Genomic DNA, 14,461 nt, shown 5'->3' on the forward strand with positions numbered 1-14,461 from the left:
TGATCTGTAGTTCCCGGCTCATACCAATGGATGAAGTGGGTCCGCCCAAAGGATGATCAGGGGGCGTTATGGGTGCGGCGGCCGTCGTCGGCTCCCTAGTCTCGTAACAACCAGTCTCGTAATGACCGACCAGTGACCGCAGAGGCCACCCCGGCGTGCCAGATGGAAGGGCAAGTGATGATCGAGGCCAGAGGCCTGACGAAGAGGTACGGCGCAAAGACTGCCGTGGACGGCGTCACGTTCACCGTGCAGCCGGGCCAGGTGACGGGCTTCCTTGGCCCGAACGGCGCGGGCAAGTCGACGACCATGCGCATGATCGTGGGTCTGGACCGGCCCACGGCGGGCACGGTCACCGTGAACGGCAAGCCGTATGCCGCGCATCGCCGTCCGCTGGCGGAGGTGGGCGCCCTGCTCGACGCGAAGGCCGTGCACACCGGCCGCACCGCGCGCAACCACCTGCTCGCCATGGCCGCGACCCACGGGATCGCGACCAAGCGTGTCGACGAGGTGATCGAGCTCACTGGCCTGCGACCCGTCGCGAGCAAGCGCGTGGGCGGCTTCTCGCTCGGTATGGGCCAGCGCCTCGGCATCGCGACGGCCCTCCTCGGCGACCCGCGCACGCTCATCCTCGACGAGCCCGTCAACGGGCTCGACCCCGAGGGCGTGCTCTGGGTCCGCAACATCGCGAAGTTCCTGGCGTCCGAGGGGCGCACCGTCTTTCTGTCCAGCCACCTCATGAGCGAGGTCGCCCTCACGGCCGACCATGTGCTCGTGATCGGCAGGGGCCGCATCCTCGCCGACGCCCCGGTCACGGAGATCGTCAACGGCGCCGCGCGCAAGGTGGTGCGGGTCCGGTCGCCGCAGGCCACGGAGCTCGCTGAGCTTCTGAAGGGCGCCGACACCGAGGTGGACGCCGTCGAGCCCGGCCTCCTGGAGGTCCGGGGCACCGATGCGGCCGCCGTCGGCGAGCTCGCCGCCTCCGCGAGGATCGTGCTGCACGAGCTCATGCCCGTCGCGTCCACGCTCGAGGAGGCCTACATGTCCCTCACCGCCGACGCGGTGGAGTACCAGTCAGAGGACATCGCCGCCATCACCGGTGCGACGTCCGACCTCGAGGGGAGCAAGGCATGAGCGCGACGGTCACCGCCCGGGCAGGCGGGCCGGCGTCGGGCACGACGGCGGAGCACACCCCCGTGCAGAACGTCACCTTCTGGCGGCTGCTGCGCTCGGAGTGGGTCAAGCTGTGGACACTGCGGTCGACCTGGTGGACGCTCGGGTCCACGGTCGTCATCATGGTCGGCGTCGCGCTGATGATGTCCTTCGTGGTGCAGTTCGTGATGGACGAGATGGGCGCCGGCGAGATGTCTCCCGAGGACCAGGCGTCGATGGGCGGGATCTTTGGGGCACCCACAGTCATCGCGGGCGGGTACGAGTTCGCCGCGCTCGTGGTCGCGGTGCTGGGCGCCATGGTGATCACCGGCGAGTACTCGACCGGCATGATTCGCTCCACGTTCGCCGCCGCGCCCGGCCGGCTGGGGGCGTTCGCCGCCAAGGCGACGGTGCTCGCCGTCGTCACGGCGGTGCTGACCACCGTGTCCCTCCTGCTGAGCTGGCTCGTCAGCTACCCCATCTTGAACGCCAACGACATGGCGCTCGACTGGTCCGACGGCGACCAGCTCCAGAAGCTCTACGGCGTCGTCATCTACACCGTGCTGGTGGCGCTGTTCGCGCTGGGGATCGGCACGCTGCTGCGCCACACGGCTGGCGCGATCTTCACCGCCGTGGCGGTGTTCCTGGTGATCCCGATGGTGTTCGGCATCGCCGTGGCACTCGCGTCGAACGTGGACTGGGTGCTGGACGTGAACAAGTTCCTGCCGAGCGTCGCGGGATCGGCGATCACGCCCTCCGGCGCGCAGGTGCCCGAGGTGCTCGACCCGTGGGTGGGCGTGAGCGTGCTCGCCGCGTATACCGCCGTTGTCGTCATCGGTGGCGCCTTCCGGCTCAAGCTCGACGACGCATAGCGAGCCGACGTCGGTCGGTCGCCGGCGTCAGGCGATCATGCTGAAGGTCCGTTTCCATCACACGATCAGGCACGGTTCTGGCTTCAGAACCGTGCCTGATCCTGTTCTCGAAGCAGACCTCGGACGTCTTTTAGTCGAGCGGGTCGAGCGGGTGGGGCCAGACCGGCGGCGGCGCCTGCCGCCGGCGGTCCGGCTCGGACTCCGGTTCGCCCTCCGTCTGCCACTGCGGTGCCTGGTACTGGGCCGGCTGGTGCTGTGGTGGGGCCGGCCACTCCTGCTGCGAGGGCGCCTGCCGGCGCTGGGGCGCCTGCCGCGGCGGTTGCTGCCACTGGGGCGGCACCTGGACCGGCGGGACCTGAGCAGGCGGGACCTGAGCCGGCGTCGGCCTGCTGTGCCGACCCGGGCGCGCCTGGTCTGGCATCGTCCAGGTGCCGGACGAGGCGGGCACGGCCTCCCTGGCCGGCGGCCAGCCATGCCCAGCCTGCGCACCCTCCGGCGCACCCTGGGGTAGCGGACCGCTCCGCGGTACCGGACCGCCCTGGAGCGGTAGCGCCGCGCCCGGCGGCCGCCCGACGGCCCGGAACGCTCCGGTCGCCACGCTGGGGAACGCACCCGTCAGCGGCCTGCGTGCGGTGCGTCCGGCCGCCTCGTCCTGGGCCCGACGCCGTTCGGCCCGGCGCTCGAAGATCGTGTAGATCACCGGCACCACGTACAGCGTGAGCAGGGTCGAGGACACGAGCCCGCCGATCACCACCAGCGCGAGCGGCTGCGAGATGAACGCCCCGCCACCGGTCAGCCCGACTCCCATGGGCGTCAGCGCAAAGACCGTGGCCAGCGCCGTCATGACGATGGGGCGCAGCCGCTTGCGCGCGCCCTCGCGCACCGCCTCGTCGAGGGCCATGCCGTCATGGCGGTACTGGTTGATCAGGTCGATGAGCACGATCGCGTTCGACACCACGATGCCCACCAGCAGCAACGTGCCGATCAGCGCGGGTACGCCCAGTGGTGTGTTCGTGGCGACCAGCGCGATCAAGGCGCCCACGGCAGCGAACGGGATGGACACCAGCAGGATGAACGGCTGCGCCAGGCTTCGGAAGGCCGCAACCATGACGATGAAGACGAGGGCGATCGCGGCCAGCAGCGCCACGCCCAGGTCCTCGAAGGCCGAAGCCTGGTCTGCGGCGGCGCCGCCCACCGACACCGTTGCGCCGGCCGGCAGGTCGATCGACCCGATCTCGGCATTCACCGCGTCGGTGACTGCGCCGAGGTCGTCACCGGCCGGCGTCACCGCCACGGTGGCGGACCGGTCGCCGTCGATCCGGCTGATCGACGTCGGCGTCTTGGCCACCTCCACGCTCGCGACGTCGTTCAGCGGAACGACGCCGACGGCCGTCGGGACCGGGATCTCCCCGATCTCGGACATCGTGGTCGGCACAGCGCCGGTGGAGAGCGTGACCCCGACAGGCCCCTCGGCAGTGTTCAGCTCGCCCATCTCCTGGGAACCGGTCATCGCCGCGGACGCCATCCCGGTGACCTGCGTCTCGGTGAGCCCGTACTCCGCCGCGGCCTTGCGGTCGACGGTCACCTCGACGATCTCCTGTGCGGCGGACAGGTCGTTGCTGACCTCGGCGACGCCGCCCAGGCCACCCATCGCCTCCTGGAGCTGATTCGTGGCGTCGGTCAGCGTCTCGTCGTCGCGCGCACGGACCACGAGGTCGATGGAGGACGTGCCCACGGAGTCGCCGGCGGACACGGCGATCTCGGTCGTGGGCGCCTTGGTCAGCCCTTCGACGGCGGCGCGGATGTCCGTAGCGGCGTCCCCGCCGTCGGCGCCCTCGTCGAGCGTGACTGCGAACGACGCCTTGAGCCCGGCGCTCGCGCCGCCGAACGCAGCCATCGACATATCGCCGCCGCTGCCGACGGTGGCCTGCACGCTGTCGACGGCGTCCACGCCGGCCAGCGCGGTCTCCACCTTCTTCGCCGCCTCGTCCTGGCCCTCGAGAGACGTGCCGGGCGCGTAGTGCTGCGTGACGGTCACCGTGTTCTGGCCGCTGTCTCCGAGAAAGCTGGTCTCCATGTTCGGGACGAGGGCGGCGGTGCCGCCGAGGATCGCGACGGCCACCCCGATGGTGACCACGGGCCGCGCGAGCGCACTGTTCAGCGACGGGACGTAGATCCGCTGCCAGATGCCGCGGCTCTCCTTCTCCTCGGCCGCCGCGCGGGCGAGGGCCACGCCGCGGCCGATCTTCTTCGGGGGACGGATGAACCAGTACGCCAGCACCGGCACGATCGTCAGGGCGACGACGAGCGAGGCGAGCATCGCTGTCGACACGGTCAGGGCGAACGGCCGGAACAGCTCGCCCACCATGCCGCCCACGAACGCGATCGGCAGGAACACCGCGACTGTGCAGATCGTGGAGGCGGCGATGGCCCCACCGACTTCGCGCACCGCCGCGAGGATGGCATCGACCTTCTCCTCCCCGTACGACAGGTGCCGCTTGATGTTCTCGATCACCACGATCGCGTCGTCGACCACGCGGCCGATCGAGATGGTGAGCGCACCGAGCGTCAGGATGTTCAGCGTGTAGCCGCCCGCGTCCATCGCGATGAACGTCACCGCGAGCGAAAGCGGGATGGATATCGCGGACACCAGGGTGGACCGCACCGACATCAGGAACACGAGGATGACGAGCACCGCGAACAGCAGGCCGAGGCCGCCTTCCGTGGCAAGGCCGTGGATCGAGTCCTCGACGAACGGGGCCTGGTCGAACACGACGGCTGTCTCGACGTCTCGGTCGGTCAGTGTGTCCGCCACGTCGGGCTCGGCGAGCGCCTCCTCGATCGCGTGCGACACCTCGACGGTGTTGGCTTCCGGCGTCTTCGTGATGGCCAGCCCGAGGGACGGCGAGCCGTCGAGGCGGGAGTACGACATCGCCTCCACGGGCTTGAGCTCGACCTCCGCGACCTGGCCCACGAGCACCGGGCCGTCCGCGGTGTCCTCCGGGATGACCGGCGTGGTGGGGTCCGTCGGCATGGCGTCCGCCATCGCGTCGGTCCCGGCCCCTGTGCCTGCCTCCGCGTCGCCGGCTGCCCCGCCCTCGGCGGCGGTCCCGCCCTCGGCGGCGGTCCCGCCAGGGAGGACGGGGAGCTCCTTGAGCTGGTTGACCATATCGACGGGCTTGCCGAGCTGGACCGCCCAGGCGCGGCCGCCCTCCGTGATCTCGCCCGCGGGCATGACCACACCGTTGTCCTGCAGCACGGTGGTCAGGTCTTCCGTCGTGAGGCCGGCCGCCGCGAGCTTGTCCTGGCTGGGCCGGATGCGGACCTCGGTCTCGCTCTGTCCCGTCACCGAGACCGAGCGGACGCCGTCGACCTCCTCCAGAGCCGGCACCACGTCGTTCTCGACCGTGTCCGCGAGGGCGTTGGGGCTCTTGTCGCCTGACACGGCCATCTGGACCACTGGCACGTCGTCGACGGCGCCGGTCGTGACCTGCGGCTCGACCTCCGCGGGCAGGGCCGGCCGGACGCCCGCCATGGCCGTCTGGAGGCGCTGCGTAGCGACCTCCATGTCGGTGCCGTAGGTGAACTCGATGGTGGTCAGCGAGACACCGGTGGACGCCGTAGAGCGGACAGACGCGACCCCGTCGATCGAGGAGACGGCCTCCTCGATCACATCGGTGACCTGCTCCTCCACCACCTCGGGCGACGAGCCCTGGTACTGCGCGCTCACGATGCCCGTCGGGAGCTGCAGGGAAGGGATCAGCTCCTGCTTCAGGGAGGTCATGCTCAGCACCCCGAACGCAGCTATCGCGATCGTCACCAGGGCCACGACGGCTCGGTTGGCGAGGGACATCCGGGCGAGATGGAACACGAAGACTCCATGGGGCGGACGACGATCGGGCATACGGCGCAACGCCGCCGCTGTGCCTGACGGACCAACGGGGTGAAATCGACCGAAGTATCAGAGTAGGGCAGTGCCCTGCGCAGGCCACAGGAACCGCGCGAGACCGATTCCAAAGGTCTGATTGCAAAGATTTGCTTGCAACGAAGTCTTGGCATGCGTAGGGTGGGCACACGAGCTACCCCGCCCCGAGCCAGGAGAAGCCACGATGAGCACCTTCGCCCCCACCGCCACCCTGCGGATCGTCGACGTCTTCGCGTCGCGTGCCGCCGCGGCGTCTTCCCCGAGCCGCCGTCAGGACGTGCCGGCCCACGACGACCGCGAGGCGATGCACCGGGAGGCCGAGCGCCTGGCCCGACAGCGCGCGCAGGCCGAGCGGGCACGCGACAACGCGGCGGCGCGCCACCCGCTCGCGCTGCGCTGATCGCCCCGCAACCTGGGTAACGTCCTGCCTATGGCGACAGCACGCGAGGACTCCCTGGGCCGGCAGGCGGGGCGAGAAGCCCCCTCCCCGTCAGTGCCACCCGCACCGAGCACGACGCCGGACCTGTCCGAGCCGGCCGCCGCGGGGAGGCCACCGGAGCTGGGCCCCGCCGCCCTCCGCGCACTCGCTCATCCCCTCCGCATCCGCATCCTGGACCTGCTCCCGAGCCACGGTCCGCTCACCGCCAGCAAGCTCGGCGAGATCGTCGGCGAGTCCAGCGGTTCGACGAGCTACCACCTCCGCCAGCTCGCCAAGCACGGCCTGGTCCGCGAGGTCGAAGGCAAGGGCACGGCGCGAGAGCGCTGGTGGGAGCGCACGCCCGGCGGATTCAGCATCTCCAGCGCAGGAAAGGACTCCCCCGCCAGCCGGCAGACCGCCGAGGCAGTCAACATCGAGTTCCTTCGCCTCCGCCACGAACGGGTGATGGCCTTTGTCCGTGCAGGGCAGAACGCGGACAACGACACCCTGGAGGCGTGGATGGGAGTCACTACCTTCTTCACGTCCAACAAGTGGGCCACGCCCGAGCAGATGAAGGCGGTAGTGGAAGCTTGGGACCGCTTCATCGCCGAGCACATCGATCCGCTGAGCGGTCAGGCGGGTGCGCCCGGAGCCCTGCCGTTCGAGGTCCACTTCGACGCGTTCCCGACGGTCGACCCAGAGGGCAACCCGCTCTGACCCTGGGCTCTGCCATGAGCAGATCTGCGGCGGGCAGAGATCGCTGTCCCGCGGCTCGGCGTCGGGCCATCGTGGAGACATGACCGAGACCACCCAGATCCAGCCCTTCGAAGACCACCTCGCCGCGCGGCTCCTGCATCAGCGGATCGTGCTGATCGGCAGCGAGATCGACGACGCCGTCGCCAACCGCGTTACCTCGCAGCTCCTGCTGCTCTCAGCCGAGGACTCGGCCGCCGACATCAGTCTCTACATCAACTCCCCCGGCGGCTCCATCAGCGCCGGCCTCGCCGTCTACGACACGATGAAGCTGCTGCCGAACGCAGTCTCGACGGTCGCCGTCGGGTTCGCGGGCAGCATGGGGCAGTTTCTGCTCGCCGCGGGTACCAGGGGCAAGCGGTTCGCGCTCCCGCACGCGCGGATCATGATGCACCAGCCGGCGGGTGGCGTCGGTGGAACGACGAGCGACGTCGTCATCCAGGCCGAGAACATCCGGTACGTCAAGGAGGTCGTGACGCGGCTGCAGTCCGAGCACACCGGCCAGCCCCTCGAGACGGTGGCCGCGGACTCTGAGCGCGACCGCTGGTTCACCGCCGAGCAGGCGCTTGCCTACGGCATGATCGACAAGATCGTGGACCAGGTGAACGACGTCCGCCCAGGCGGAAAGAGGCGCGCTGGGCTCTGATCCGCAGCAGGTCAGAGGTGGCGGACGCGGATCGGAGAGGGCCCGTCCCGGTCGATCCTGCAGTTCACCACTGGACTTAGAGCGATCAGGCCAGCTCGGCCATGAAGTAACGGCTGTGCGTGCTGCGGATCGTCTCCAGGGAATCGGAAACCAGGGAGACGATCTCGATGTTCTTGTCGGTGCGCGCCCGCTCAAGCTCAAGTCGGCGTAGAACACCGGCGCGGTTGGCACGCTCACCGGTGAACTCCTCGACGCGAACGGCGCCGGTCCTGCGGTCGTACTCAATGACGAAGCTCATCAACATTCAGGACACCCCTTTCGCGTGCGCTTGTACGTGAGTTCTCACCTGCACCTCAACCCGGCCAGCGGGCGGGCGCAGCCACAAGTGGACAGCTCGGTAACCCGAGTGTGCATCTTCGCGGAGGTCCTTGACCGCAGCGACACAGGGCTCGAACAACCGAACCATCTCGTCGACAACGAGGTCCTGCTCAGCGATCGTCATCTCCGCTTCGAAGCGAACACCTGCAATGTCCTGAACATCGGCAAGTGGCATAGCCGGATGCCGGACAAGCTTCTGGGTCAAGGTGTCGACGGTCTTCGCCCGCGATGTGAACCTCGCCTCGACCGCCCGGTCACCGAGCAGTCGCCGCCACGCACACGAGCGCACTGCCTCGTTCACCGCTGTCGCGATCTCGTCGTACCAGAGCACGACAGCGTCGTAGGTCGGCGCGTTGACAGGCGGCGGTACACCGTCTCGCATGCTCACACCCAGCCGGCTCAGCGCCCTCCTGGACCATGGGGGCGCCACTAAACAGACCTCTGGAACTGTCATCCCATGAGGCTAAATATTCATCCTCGATGGTGCGCGTTATTGCGTATACGCAACGATCACGCCGCCAGGAGCACAGCCTCGCCTCGCTGCCCGACGCCGGAGGTGCCGGTCGGCGCCGCGGGCTGCGCCTGAAGGGGGTGGCGAGAGGACGAGAAGCCAGCCGAACGGCGAGCAGCGGACGACAGGACGCGGACCCGCCGGCCCTCCTCCTGTGCCGCGAGCGCGATCGCGAGCTCGGCCCACGCGCGTTCCACAAGGTCGACCAGGCGCATACCGAGCGCCTCGCACACGGCGGCGAGCACCTCGGAGGAAGCCTCCTTGCGCCCTCGTTCCACCTCGGACAGGTAGGCGGTCGAGACCCGCGCATCCGTGGCGACGTCGGCCAGGGTGCGGCGCTGCTCGCGGCGGGCGCGGCGCAGGATGCCACCCACCAGGTCACGGAGCAGCGGTTCGCGGGTGTGTTCGAGCGTCCCGGGTCTGGTCCCCGGTGCGCCGTCGTTGGTGGTGCCGAGCCCAGCAGTACCTGCGGTATCAATTGAGATCATTGCCATCTGCCCACTCCCGCCGTCGATACCCGTCACGCTACCCAACCCCACTGACACCGCGGGTCGTTCCGGCGTCTGCTGCTGGCGTAACGCCGTGCACCAAAAGGCCGAGTGAGTGTCAGTGGCTCCTGGCACCATTGAGCCACCGACCGGAGGGACTGTGGTGTACGGATCCATCGAAGTGCGCGGAGCCCGGGAGAACAATCTGCAGGGGGTCTCGATCGACATCCCCAAGCGGAAGCTCACGGTGTTCACCGGGGTTTCCGGGTCGGGCAAGAGCTCGCTCGTGTTCGGCACGGTCGCGGCCGAGTCGCGGCGCCTGATCGACGAGACGTACTCGGCGTTCCTCCAGGGATTCATGCCGTCACGTCCCCGGCCCGACGTCGACACGCTGTCGAACCTGTCGGCGGCGATCGTCGTGGACCAGGAGCCGATGGGCGCCAACGCCCGCTCCACGGTCGGCACGGCCACCGACGCGTACACGATGCTGCGCGTCATCTGGTCCCGGCTCGGTCAGCCGTACGTCGGCGGGTCGAACGTCTTCTCCTTCAACGACCCCCAGGGCATGTGCGGCAACTGCGAGGGTCTGGGACGCGTCTCCGCGATCGACACCGAAGCCCTCGTGGATCGCAGCAAGTCGCTGGGCGAAGGCGCCATCACGTTCCCCAACTTCGGTGTCGGCACCTGGTACTGGAAGGTCTACGCCGACTCCGGCCTGTTCGACGTCGACAAGCCGCTCAAGGACTACAGCGATACCGAGTGGCACGACCTGATGTACGGCGCCGAGCGCAAGATCGTCTCGGGCGGCATCAACGTCACCTACGAGGCGCTGGTCCCCAAGATCACCCGGCTCTACCTGGTCAAGGACGTCGAGTCGATGAAGGGCGCGATGAGGGCGGCTGTCGACCGGCTCGCCACCTTCACGCCGTGCCCCGCGTGCGGCGGCACGCGCCTCAACGACCGGGCGCGTTCGTCGCTCGTCAAGGGGAAGCACATCGGCGAGGCCGCGGCCATGCAGCTCACGGACCTGGCCGAGCTGGTGCGCGACCTGGCCGACCCGCACGTCCAGCCCATCCTCGACGGGCTCAACGACCTGCTCGCCACGTTCGAGCAGATCGGCCTGGGGTACCTGTCGCTGGACCGCGAGTCGTCGTCGCTGTCCGGCGGGGAGGCGCAGCGCACCAAGATGGTGCGGCACATGGGGTCTGCCCTGACGGACATGACGTACGTGTTCGACGAGCCGACCATCGGCCTGCACCCGCACGACGTGCGGCAGATGAATGCCCTGCTCCAGCGCCTGCGGGACAAGGGCAACACGGTGCTCGTCGTCGAGCACAAGCCCGAGGTCATGGCGGCGGCCGACCACCTCGTCGACATGGGCCCGGGCGCCGGGACGCACGGCGGCACGGTCGTCTACCAGGGCGACATCAACGGGCTACGCAACTCCGGCACCGCGACGGGCAAGCACCTGGACCAGGCGGTCACGCTCAACTCAACGCCCCGCACCCCCACCGGATACCTGCGGATCGAGCACGCGAACCTGCACAACCTCCAGGACGTCTCGGTCGACGTCCCCCTCGGGGTGCTGGTCGCGGTGACGGGCGTCGCCGGGTCGGGCAAGAGCTCGCTCATCCACGGCTGCCTGCCGCGCGACGGTGTCACGTTCGTCGACCAGTCGGTGATCCGTGGGTCGCGGCGGTCCAACCCGGCCACCTACACCGGGATCCTCGAGCCCATCCGCAAGCAGTACGCACGCGCGAACGGGGTCAAGCCCGCGCTGTTCAGCGCAAACTCGGAGGGTGCGTGCCCGGCGTGCAAGGGCGTCGGGCTCATCTACACGGACCTGGCCTTCATGGCGGGCGTCGCCAGCGTGTGCGAGGCGTGCGAGGGCAAGCGGTTCACCGACGAGGTGCTGGGCTACACCCTGCGCGGCAAGAACATCGCCGACGTGCTCGGCATGTCCGTCGAGCAGGCGCTGGACTTCTTCACGGAGAAGTCTGTGCTCCCGATGCTGTCCCGTCTGTCCGACGTCGGACTCGGCTACATCTCCCTCGGCCAGCACCTCAACACCCTGTCGGGCGGCGAGCGGCAGCGCCTCAAGCTCGCGATCGAGATGGGCGGCGACACGCCCGCCTTCGTTCTCGACGAGCCCACCGCCGGCCTGCACATGCAGGACGTCGACAACCTGGCCGGTCTGCTCGACCGCCTGGTCGACGCCGGCCGGTCGGTCATCGTGGTGGAGCACAACCTGTCGGTCGTAGCCCGGGCCGACTGGGTGATCGACATGGGTCCCGGCGGCGGGCACGACGGCGGTCGCGTCGTCTTCGAGGGAACTCCCGCCGACCTTGCGCGTCAGGAGGGGTCGCTGACGGGCCGCCACCTCGCGGAACTGGTCGCCTGACCCGAGCACAAAAGTGCCCCCACCCGGATTCGAACCGGGACTGTGCCGGGTTTAAGCCGGCTGCCTCTGCCAGTTGGGCTATGGGGGCGCACCCCAGAGACTACCGAGACTGACGCCGAAGCAGGCGCACGTTGGTCGAGCCTGTCGAGAGCACGAGTGCCTCGACAGGCTCTACCAACGTCACGGTCCGAGCTGGACCGATGTCAGGGGATCAGGCCTTCGCGCCCGACTCCGCACGCGCGGCGGACGACTCAGCATTCTGCTCGACCTTCTCGCCCATCGGCTTCGGCGGCACGGACGCGTTGCGGAACTCCTGACGCGGGTCGTGCAGCGAGCCCAGCGAGACCAGCTCGCGGCCCATGATGAACTGACCGATCCAGCCGACCATGATGCGGGCCTTGCGGTTGCCGGTCGGCATCGCCATGACGTGGTAGCCGCGGTGGGCGACCCACGCGGGGAACCCGCGCAGCTTGATGAACCCGAACAACTCCGCGACGCCCTTGTAGAGCCCCAGCGACGCGACGACACCGACGTTCTTGTGGTCGTAGTCGACCGGAGCCTTGTCCTTGTGCAGCGCAACGATGTTGTCCGCCAGGCGCACGGCCTCGCGGATCGCGTGCTGCGCGTTCGGCGGGCAGAACTTGCCGGGGTTGTTCACGTCCGGGACGGCGGCGCAGTCTCCGGCCGCCCAGGCACCCTCGACGATCTCGCCGTCCTCCGTCGCGATCTGCAGCGTCGGGAGAACGATGGCGCGGCCCAGCTTGTCGACCGGGAGGTCGGACGCCTCCTTGATGACCGGGTTCGCCTTGACGCCGGCCGTCCACACGATGGTGTCGGTGTCGAACTCGACCCCCGTCGAGGTCACCACGTGCCCGTCCACGCAGGACGAGAGGAACGTGTTGAGGTGGAACTCGATACCGCGCTTCTTCAGCTCCGCGAGGGCGTACTCGCCCATCGGCTCCGTGACCTCGGGCAGGATGCGGCCCGCGCCCTCGATCATGACGAACCGCAGGTCCGACGCGTCGATGGTGGCGTACTGCCGCGTCGCGTAGCGCGCCATGTCCTCGATCTCGGCGAGCGCCTCGATACCGGCGAACCCGCCACCCACGAAGGTGAACGTGAGCATGCGCTTGCGCAGGTCGGCGTCCCACGTGGAGGACGCGACATCCAGCCGGTTGATGACGTGGTTGCGAACCGCGATGGCTTCTTCCACGTTCTTGAAGCCGATGGCGTATTCCGCGAGGCCCGGGATGGGCAGCGTGCGCGACACCGAGCCGAGGCCGACGACCAGCTCGTCGTACGACACCTCGTACTCGTCGCCCTCCTCGGGCTGGATCTTCACGTGCTTGCGACCGTGCTCGATCGCGGTGACCTTGCCCTGCAGCACGTCGATGCCCTTGAGGGCTCGGCGGTGCGGCGCAACGACGTCGCGGGCGTCGATGGAGCCCGCACCCGCCTCGGGCAGGAATGGCGCGTACGTCATGTACGGGCGCGGGTCCACGACGACGATGGCCGCGTCCCGCTTCTTCAGCTTCTTTCGCAGGCGGCGCGCCACGTAGAGGCCGACGGACCCGCCGCCGAGCACCACGATGCGCGGCACCTTCCGGGGCCGCGGCGTGCTCGCCGTGTCGGAAGCATGGCTGACCGAGGTCAGGTCGTTCTGAGGCATGATTCCCAGGGTACCGCGCGCTCCGCATCCGTATGGACATGCCGAAGAGCGGCGTGTGCGTGAAGCACACCACGCCGTCGTCGCCGCTGCAGGAACTTCGTCGATCCTCTGGCCCCCACAACGGACCACCGCCGCCGGAGGTTCCCGGCGGACGGCAGTTGCTCGCCGAGCCCCCTGCGGGTCACCTCCGGCTCACGCCATGGACAGCACGATTCCGTCGAGGATGTCGTGCTCGCTCGCCACCACGCTGGTCAGGGACCCGCCCGCGGCCGCGACGTCGGCCGCGACACGCATGATCACCTCGGACCAGACGAGTGCGCCGGCCGCGATCACGTCGACGCGTCCCGGGTGCAGAAAGCCCATGGCCGTCCGCTCGGCTCGCGGCGCCGCGAGCAGTGCCGCGCAGGAGGCAAGCACCGTCGGGACGGGCAGCTCCGCCTGGTTCACGCGTTCGCGCCGGTACTCGGTCAGCCCCAGCGCGTGTGCGGTCACGGTGGTGATCGAGCCGGCCAGCCCCACCAGAGTGGTGGTCTTCCCGAGCGGGACCACGCGGACGGCGTCGTCCAGGTGGGCCCGCACGTCCGCGCGGGCCGCCTCGATCTCGGTGGCCGACGGCGGATCGCTGTGCAGGTGCCGCTCCGTCATACGCACGGAGCCGACGTCCATCGAGACGCTCGCGTCCACCGAGCCCGTGCCGAGGACCAGCTCCGTGGATCCCCCGCCGAGGTCGACCACGAGGAACGGGCCGGTGTGCGTCGCCGCTACCACGCCGGTGGCGCCGCGGAACGAAAGCTGCGCCTCCTCGTCACCGCTGATCACCTCGACGCCGACGCCGAGCGCGGAGCGCACGCCGTCGAAGAAGGCGTCCCGGTTCCGCGCGTCCCGGGTGGCCGACGTCGCCACGAACCGCACCCGCTGCGCTCCGGCGGCCTCGATCGCCGCCGCGTACTCGCGGGTCGCCGCGAGCGTCCGCTCGAGCGCCTCCGGCGCGAGCTCGCCCGTGCGGTCCACGCCCTGGCCCAGCCGGACCACCTCCATCCGGCGGTCGAGCTCGGTGAGGTTTCCGGCGGCGTCGACGTCCGCGACGAGCAGGCGGATCGAGTTGGTGCCGCAGTCGATCGCGGCTACGCGAGATGAAGTCACGTGAAGATTCTCCCAGGCACTCCTGCCGCCGGACGTCGGACGTGCCGCATTCGGAGAAACCTCACGCCACTGCCTTGGTTGTGGGCGCGACCGTTGCGACTAAATCCG

General features: G+C 69.4%; 12 protein-coding genes and 1 tRNA gene. 6 read left to right on the plus strand and 7 right to left on the minus strand.

Annotation, left to right across the window (positions count from 1 at the left end; all coding sequences use genetic code 11):
* The first annotated feature begins 177 nt into the window (after window positions 1-177).
* Both IE250_RS16590 and IE250_RS16595 read left to right on the plus strand, forming a co-directional pair.
* Window positions 178-1,131: an ABC transporter ATP-binding protein gene (locus IE250_RS16590; protein ID WP_189670413.1), complete on the plus strand. Its 954-nt coding sequence runs from the start codon at window positions 178-180 to the stop codon at window positions 1,129-1,131.
* Complete coding sequence (locus IE250_RS16595) at window positions 1,128-2,021, plus strand: ABC-2 transporter permease family protein (protein WP_189670414.1); 894 nt, start codon at window positions 1,128-1,130, stop codon at window positions 2,019-2,021. Before IE250_RS16590 ends, IE250_RS16595 begins: the two co-directional genes overlap by 4 nt.
* Before the next feature lie 130 nt (window positions 2,022-2,151).
* Here IE250_RS16595 and IE250_RS16600 read toward each other — a convergent pair whose 3' ends face one another.
* Window positions 2,152-5,892 (minus strand): efflux RND transporter permease subunit, encoded by a 3,741-nt coding sequence (locus IE250_RS16600; RefSeq protein WP_189670415.1) that lies wholly within the window; start codon window positions 5,890-5,892, stop codon window positions 2,152-2,154.
* 238 nt (window positions 5,893-6,130) lie between these two features.
* Here IE250_RS16600 and IE250_RS16605 point away from each other — a divergent pair, with 238 nt between their 5' ends.
* The 3 genes from IE250_RS16605 (at window position 6,131) to IE250_RS16615 (ending at window position 7,763) form a co-directional block, all read left to right on the plus strand.
* A complete protein-coding gene (locus IE250_RS16605) occupies window positions 6,131-6,346 on the plus strand; it encodes a hypothetical protein (RefSeq protein WP_189670416.1) in 216 nt (71 codons plus the stop codon).
* A gap of 30 nt (window positions 6,347-6,376) precedes the next feature.
* Window positions 6,377-7,081, plus strand: a complete 705-nt coding sequence (locus tag IE250_RS16610; protein ID WP_189670417.1) for an ArsR/SmtB family transcription factor — start codon at window positions 6,377-6,379, stop codon at window positions 7,079-7,081.
* A gap of 79 nt (window positions 7,082-7,160) precedes the next feature.
* Window positions 7,161-7,763, plus strand: coding sequence for a ClpP family protease (locus tag IE250_RS16615; protein WP_189670418.1), 603 nt, complete (start codon window positions 7,161-7,163; stop codon window positions 7,761-7,763).
* 85 nt (window positions 7,764-7,848) lie between these two features.
* Here the strand turns inward: IE250_RS16615 and IE250_RS16620 are convergent, their stop codons facing one another.
* The 3 genes from IE250_RS16620 to IE250_RS24970 are packed head-to-tail and all read right to left on the minus strand — an operon-like array spanning window position 7,849 to window position 9,146.
* Window positions 7,849-8,067, minus strand: coding sequence for a hypothetical protein (locus IE250_RS16620; RefSeq protein WP_189670419.1), 219 nt, complete (start codon window positions 8,065-8,067; stop codon window positions 7,849-7,851).
* Window positions 8,068-8,595: a RelA/SpoT-related domain-containing protein gene (locus tag IE250_RS16625; RefSeq protein WP_189670420.1), complete on the minus strand. Its 528-nt coding sequence runs from the start codon at window positions 8,593-8,595 to the stop codon at window positions 8,068-8,070.
* A gap of 56 nt (window positions 8,596-8,651) precedes the next feature.
* Window positions 8,652-9,146 carry a helix-turn-helix domain-containing protein gene (locus IE250_RS24970; protein ID WP_308434152.1) on the minus strand — a complete coding sequence of 165 codons (495 nt, stop codon included), beginning with the start codon at window positions 9,144-9,146 and terminating at the stop codon, window positions 8,652-8,654.
* Window positions 9,147-9,315: 169 nt separating this feature from the next.
* Here IE250_RS24970 and IE250_RS16635 point away from each other — a divergent pair, with 169 nt between their 5' ends.
* Entirely contained in the window at window positions 9,316-11,541 is a 2,226-nt protein-coding gene (locus IE250_RS16635; RefSeq protein ID WP_373301716.1) for an excinuclease ABC subunit UvrA, read from the plus strand.
* A 14-nt stretch (window positions 11,542-11,555) separates the two neighbouring features.
* On the opposite strand, the gene IE250_RS16640 is transcribed toward IE250_RS16635, so the two are convergent.
* The 3 genes from IE250_RS16640 to IE250_RS16650 form a co-directional block, all read right to left on the minus strand.
* A tRNA-Leu gene (locus IE250_RS16640) sits at window positions 11,556-11,629 on the minus strand.
* A gap of 123 nt (window positions 11,630-11,752) precedes the next feature.
* Window positions 11,753-13,210 carry an NAD(P)/FAD-dependent oxidoreductase gene (locus IE250_RS16645; protein ID WP_189670422.1) on the minus strand — a complete coding sequence of 486 codons (1,458 nt, stop codon included), beginning with the start codon at window positions 13,208-13,210 and terminating at the stop codon, window positions 11,753-11,755.
* A 192-nt stretch (window positions 13,211-13,402) separates the two neighbouring features.
* Entirely contained in the window at window positions 13,403-14,353 is a 951-nt protein-coding gene (locus IE250_RS16650; RefSeq protein WP_189670423.1) for a Ppx/GppA phosphatase family protein, read from the minus strand.
* Between the last annotated feature and the right edge of the window lie 108 nt (window positions 14,354-14,461).

This window comes from Promicromonospora soli, from assembly GCF_014653785.1.
Lineage (GTDB): Bacteria > Actinomycetota > Actinomycetes > Actinomycetales > Cellulomonadaceae > Promicromonospora > Promicromonospora soli.

Coding starts and splice junctions, on each gene's coding strand:
- IE250_RS16615 (WP_189670418.1), top strand. CDS start 7,161: ATGACCGAGACCACCCAGATCCAGCCCTTCGAAGACCACCTCGCCGCG.
- IE250_RS16625 (WP_189670420.1), bottom strand. CDS start 8,595: ATGACAGTTCCAGAGGTCTGTTTAGTGGCGCCCCCATGGTCCAGGAGG.
- IE250_RS16590 (WP_189670413.1), top strand. CDS start 178: ATGATCGAGGCCAGAGGCCTGACGAAGAGGTACGGCGCAAAGACTGCC.
- IE250_RS16620 (WP_189670419.1), bottom strand. CDS start 8,067: ATGTTGATGAGCTTCGTCATTGAGTACGACCGCAGGACCGGCGCCGTT.
- IE250_RS16605 (WP_189670416.1), top strand. CDS start 6,131: ATGAGCACCTTCGCCCCCACCGCCACCCTGCGGATCGTCGACGTCTTC.
- IE250_RS16595 (WP_189670414.1), top strand. CDS start 1,128: ATGAGCGCGACGGTCACCGCCCGGGCAGGCGGGCCGGCGTCGGGCACG.
- IE250_RS16610 (WP_189670417.1), top strand. CDS start 6,377: ATGGCGACAGCACGCGAGGACTCCCTGGGCCGGCAGGCGGGGCGAGAA.
- IE250_RS24970 (WP_308434152.1), bottom strand. CDS start 9,146: ATGGCAATGATCTCAATTGATACCGCAGGTACTGCTGGGCTCGGCACC.
- IE250_RS16645 (WP_189670422.1), bottom strand. CDS start 13,210: ATGCCTCAGAACGACCTGACCTCGGTCAGCCATGCTTCCGACACGGCG.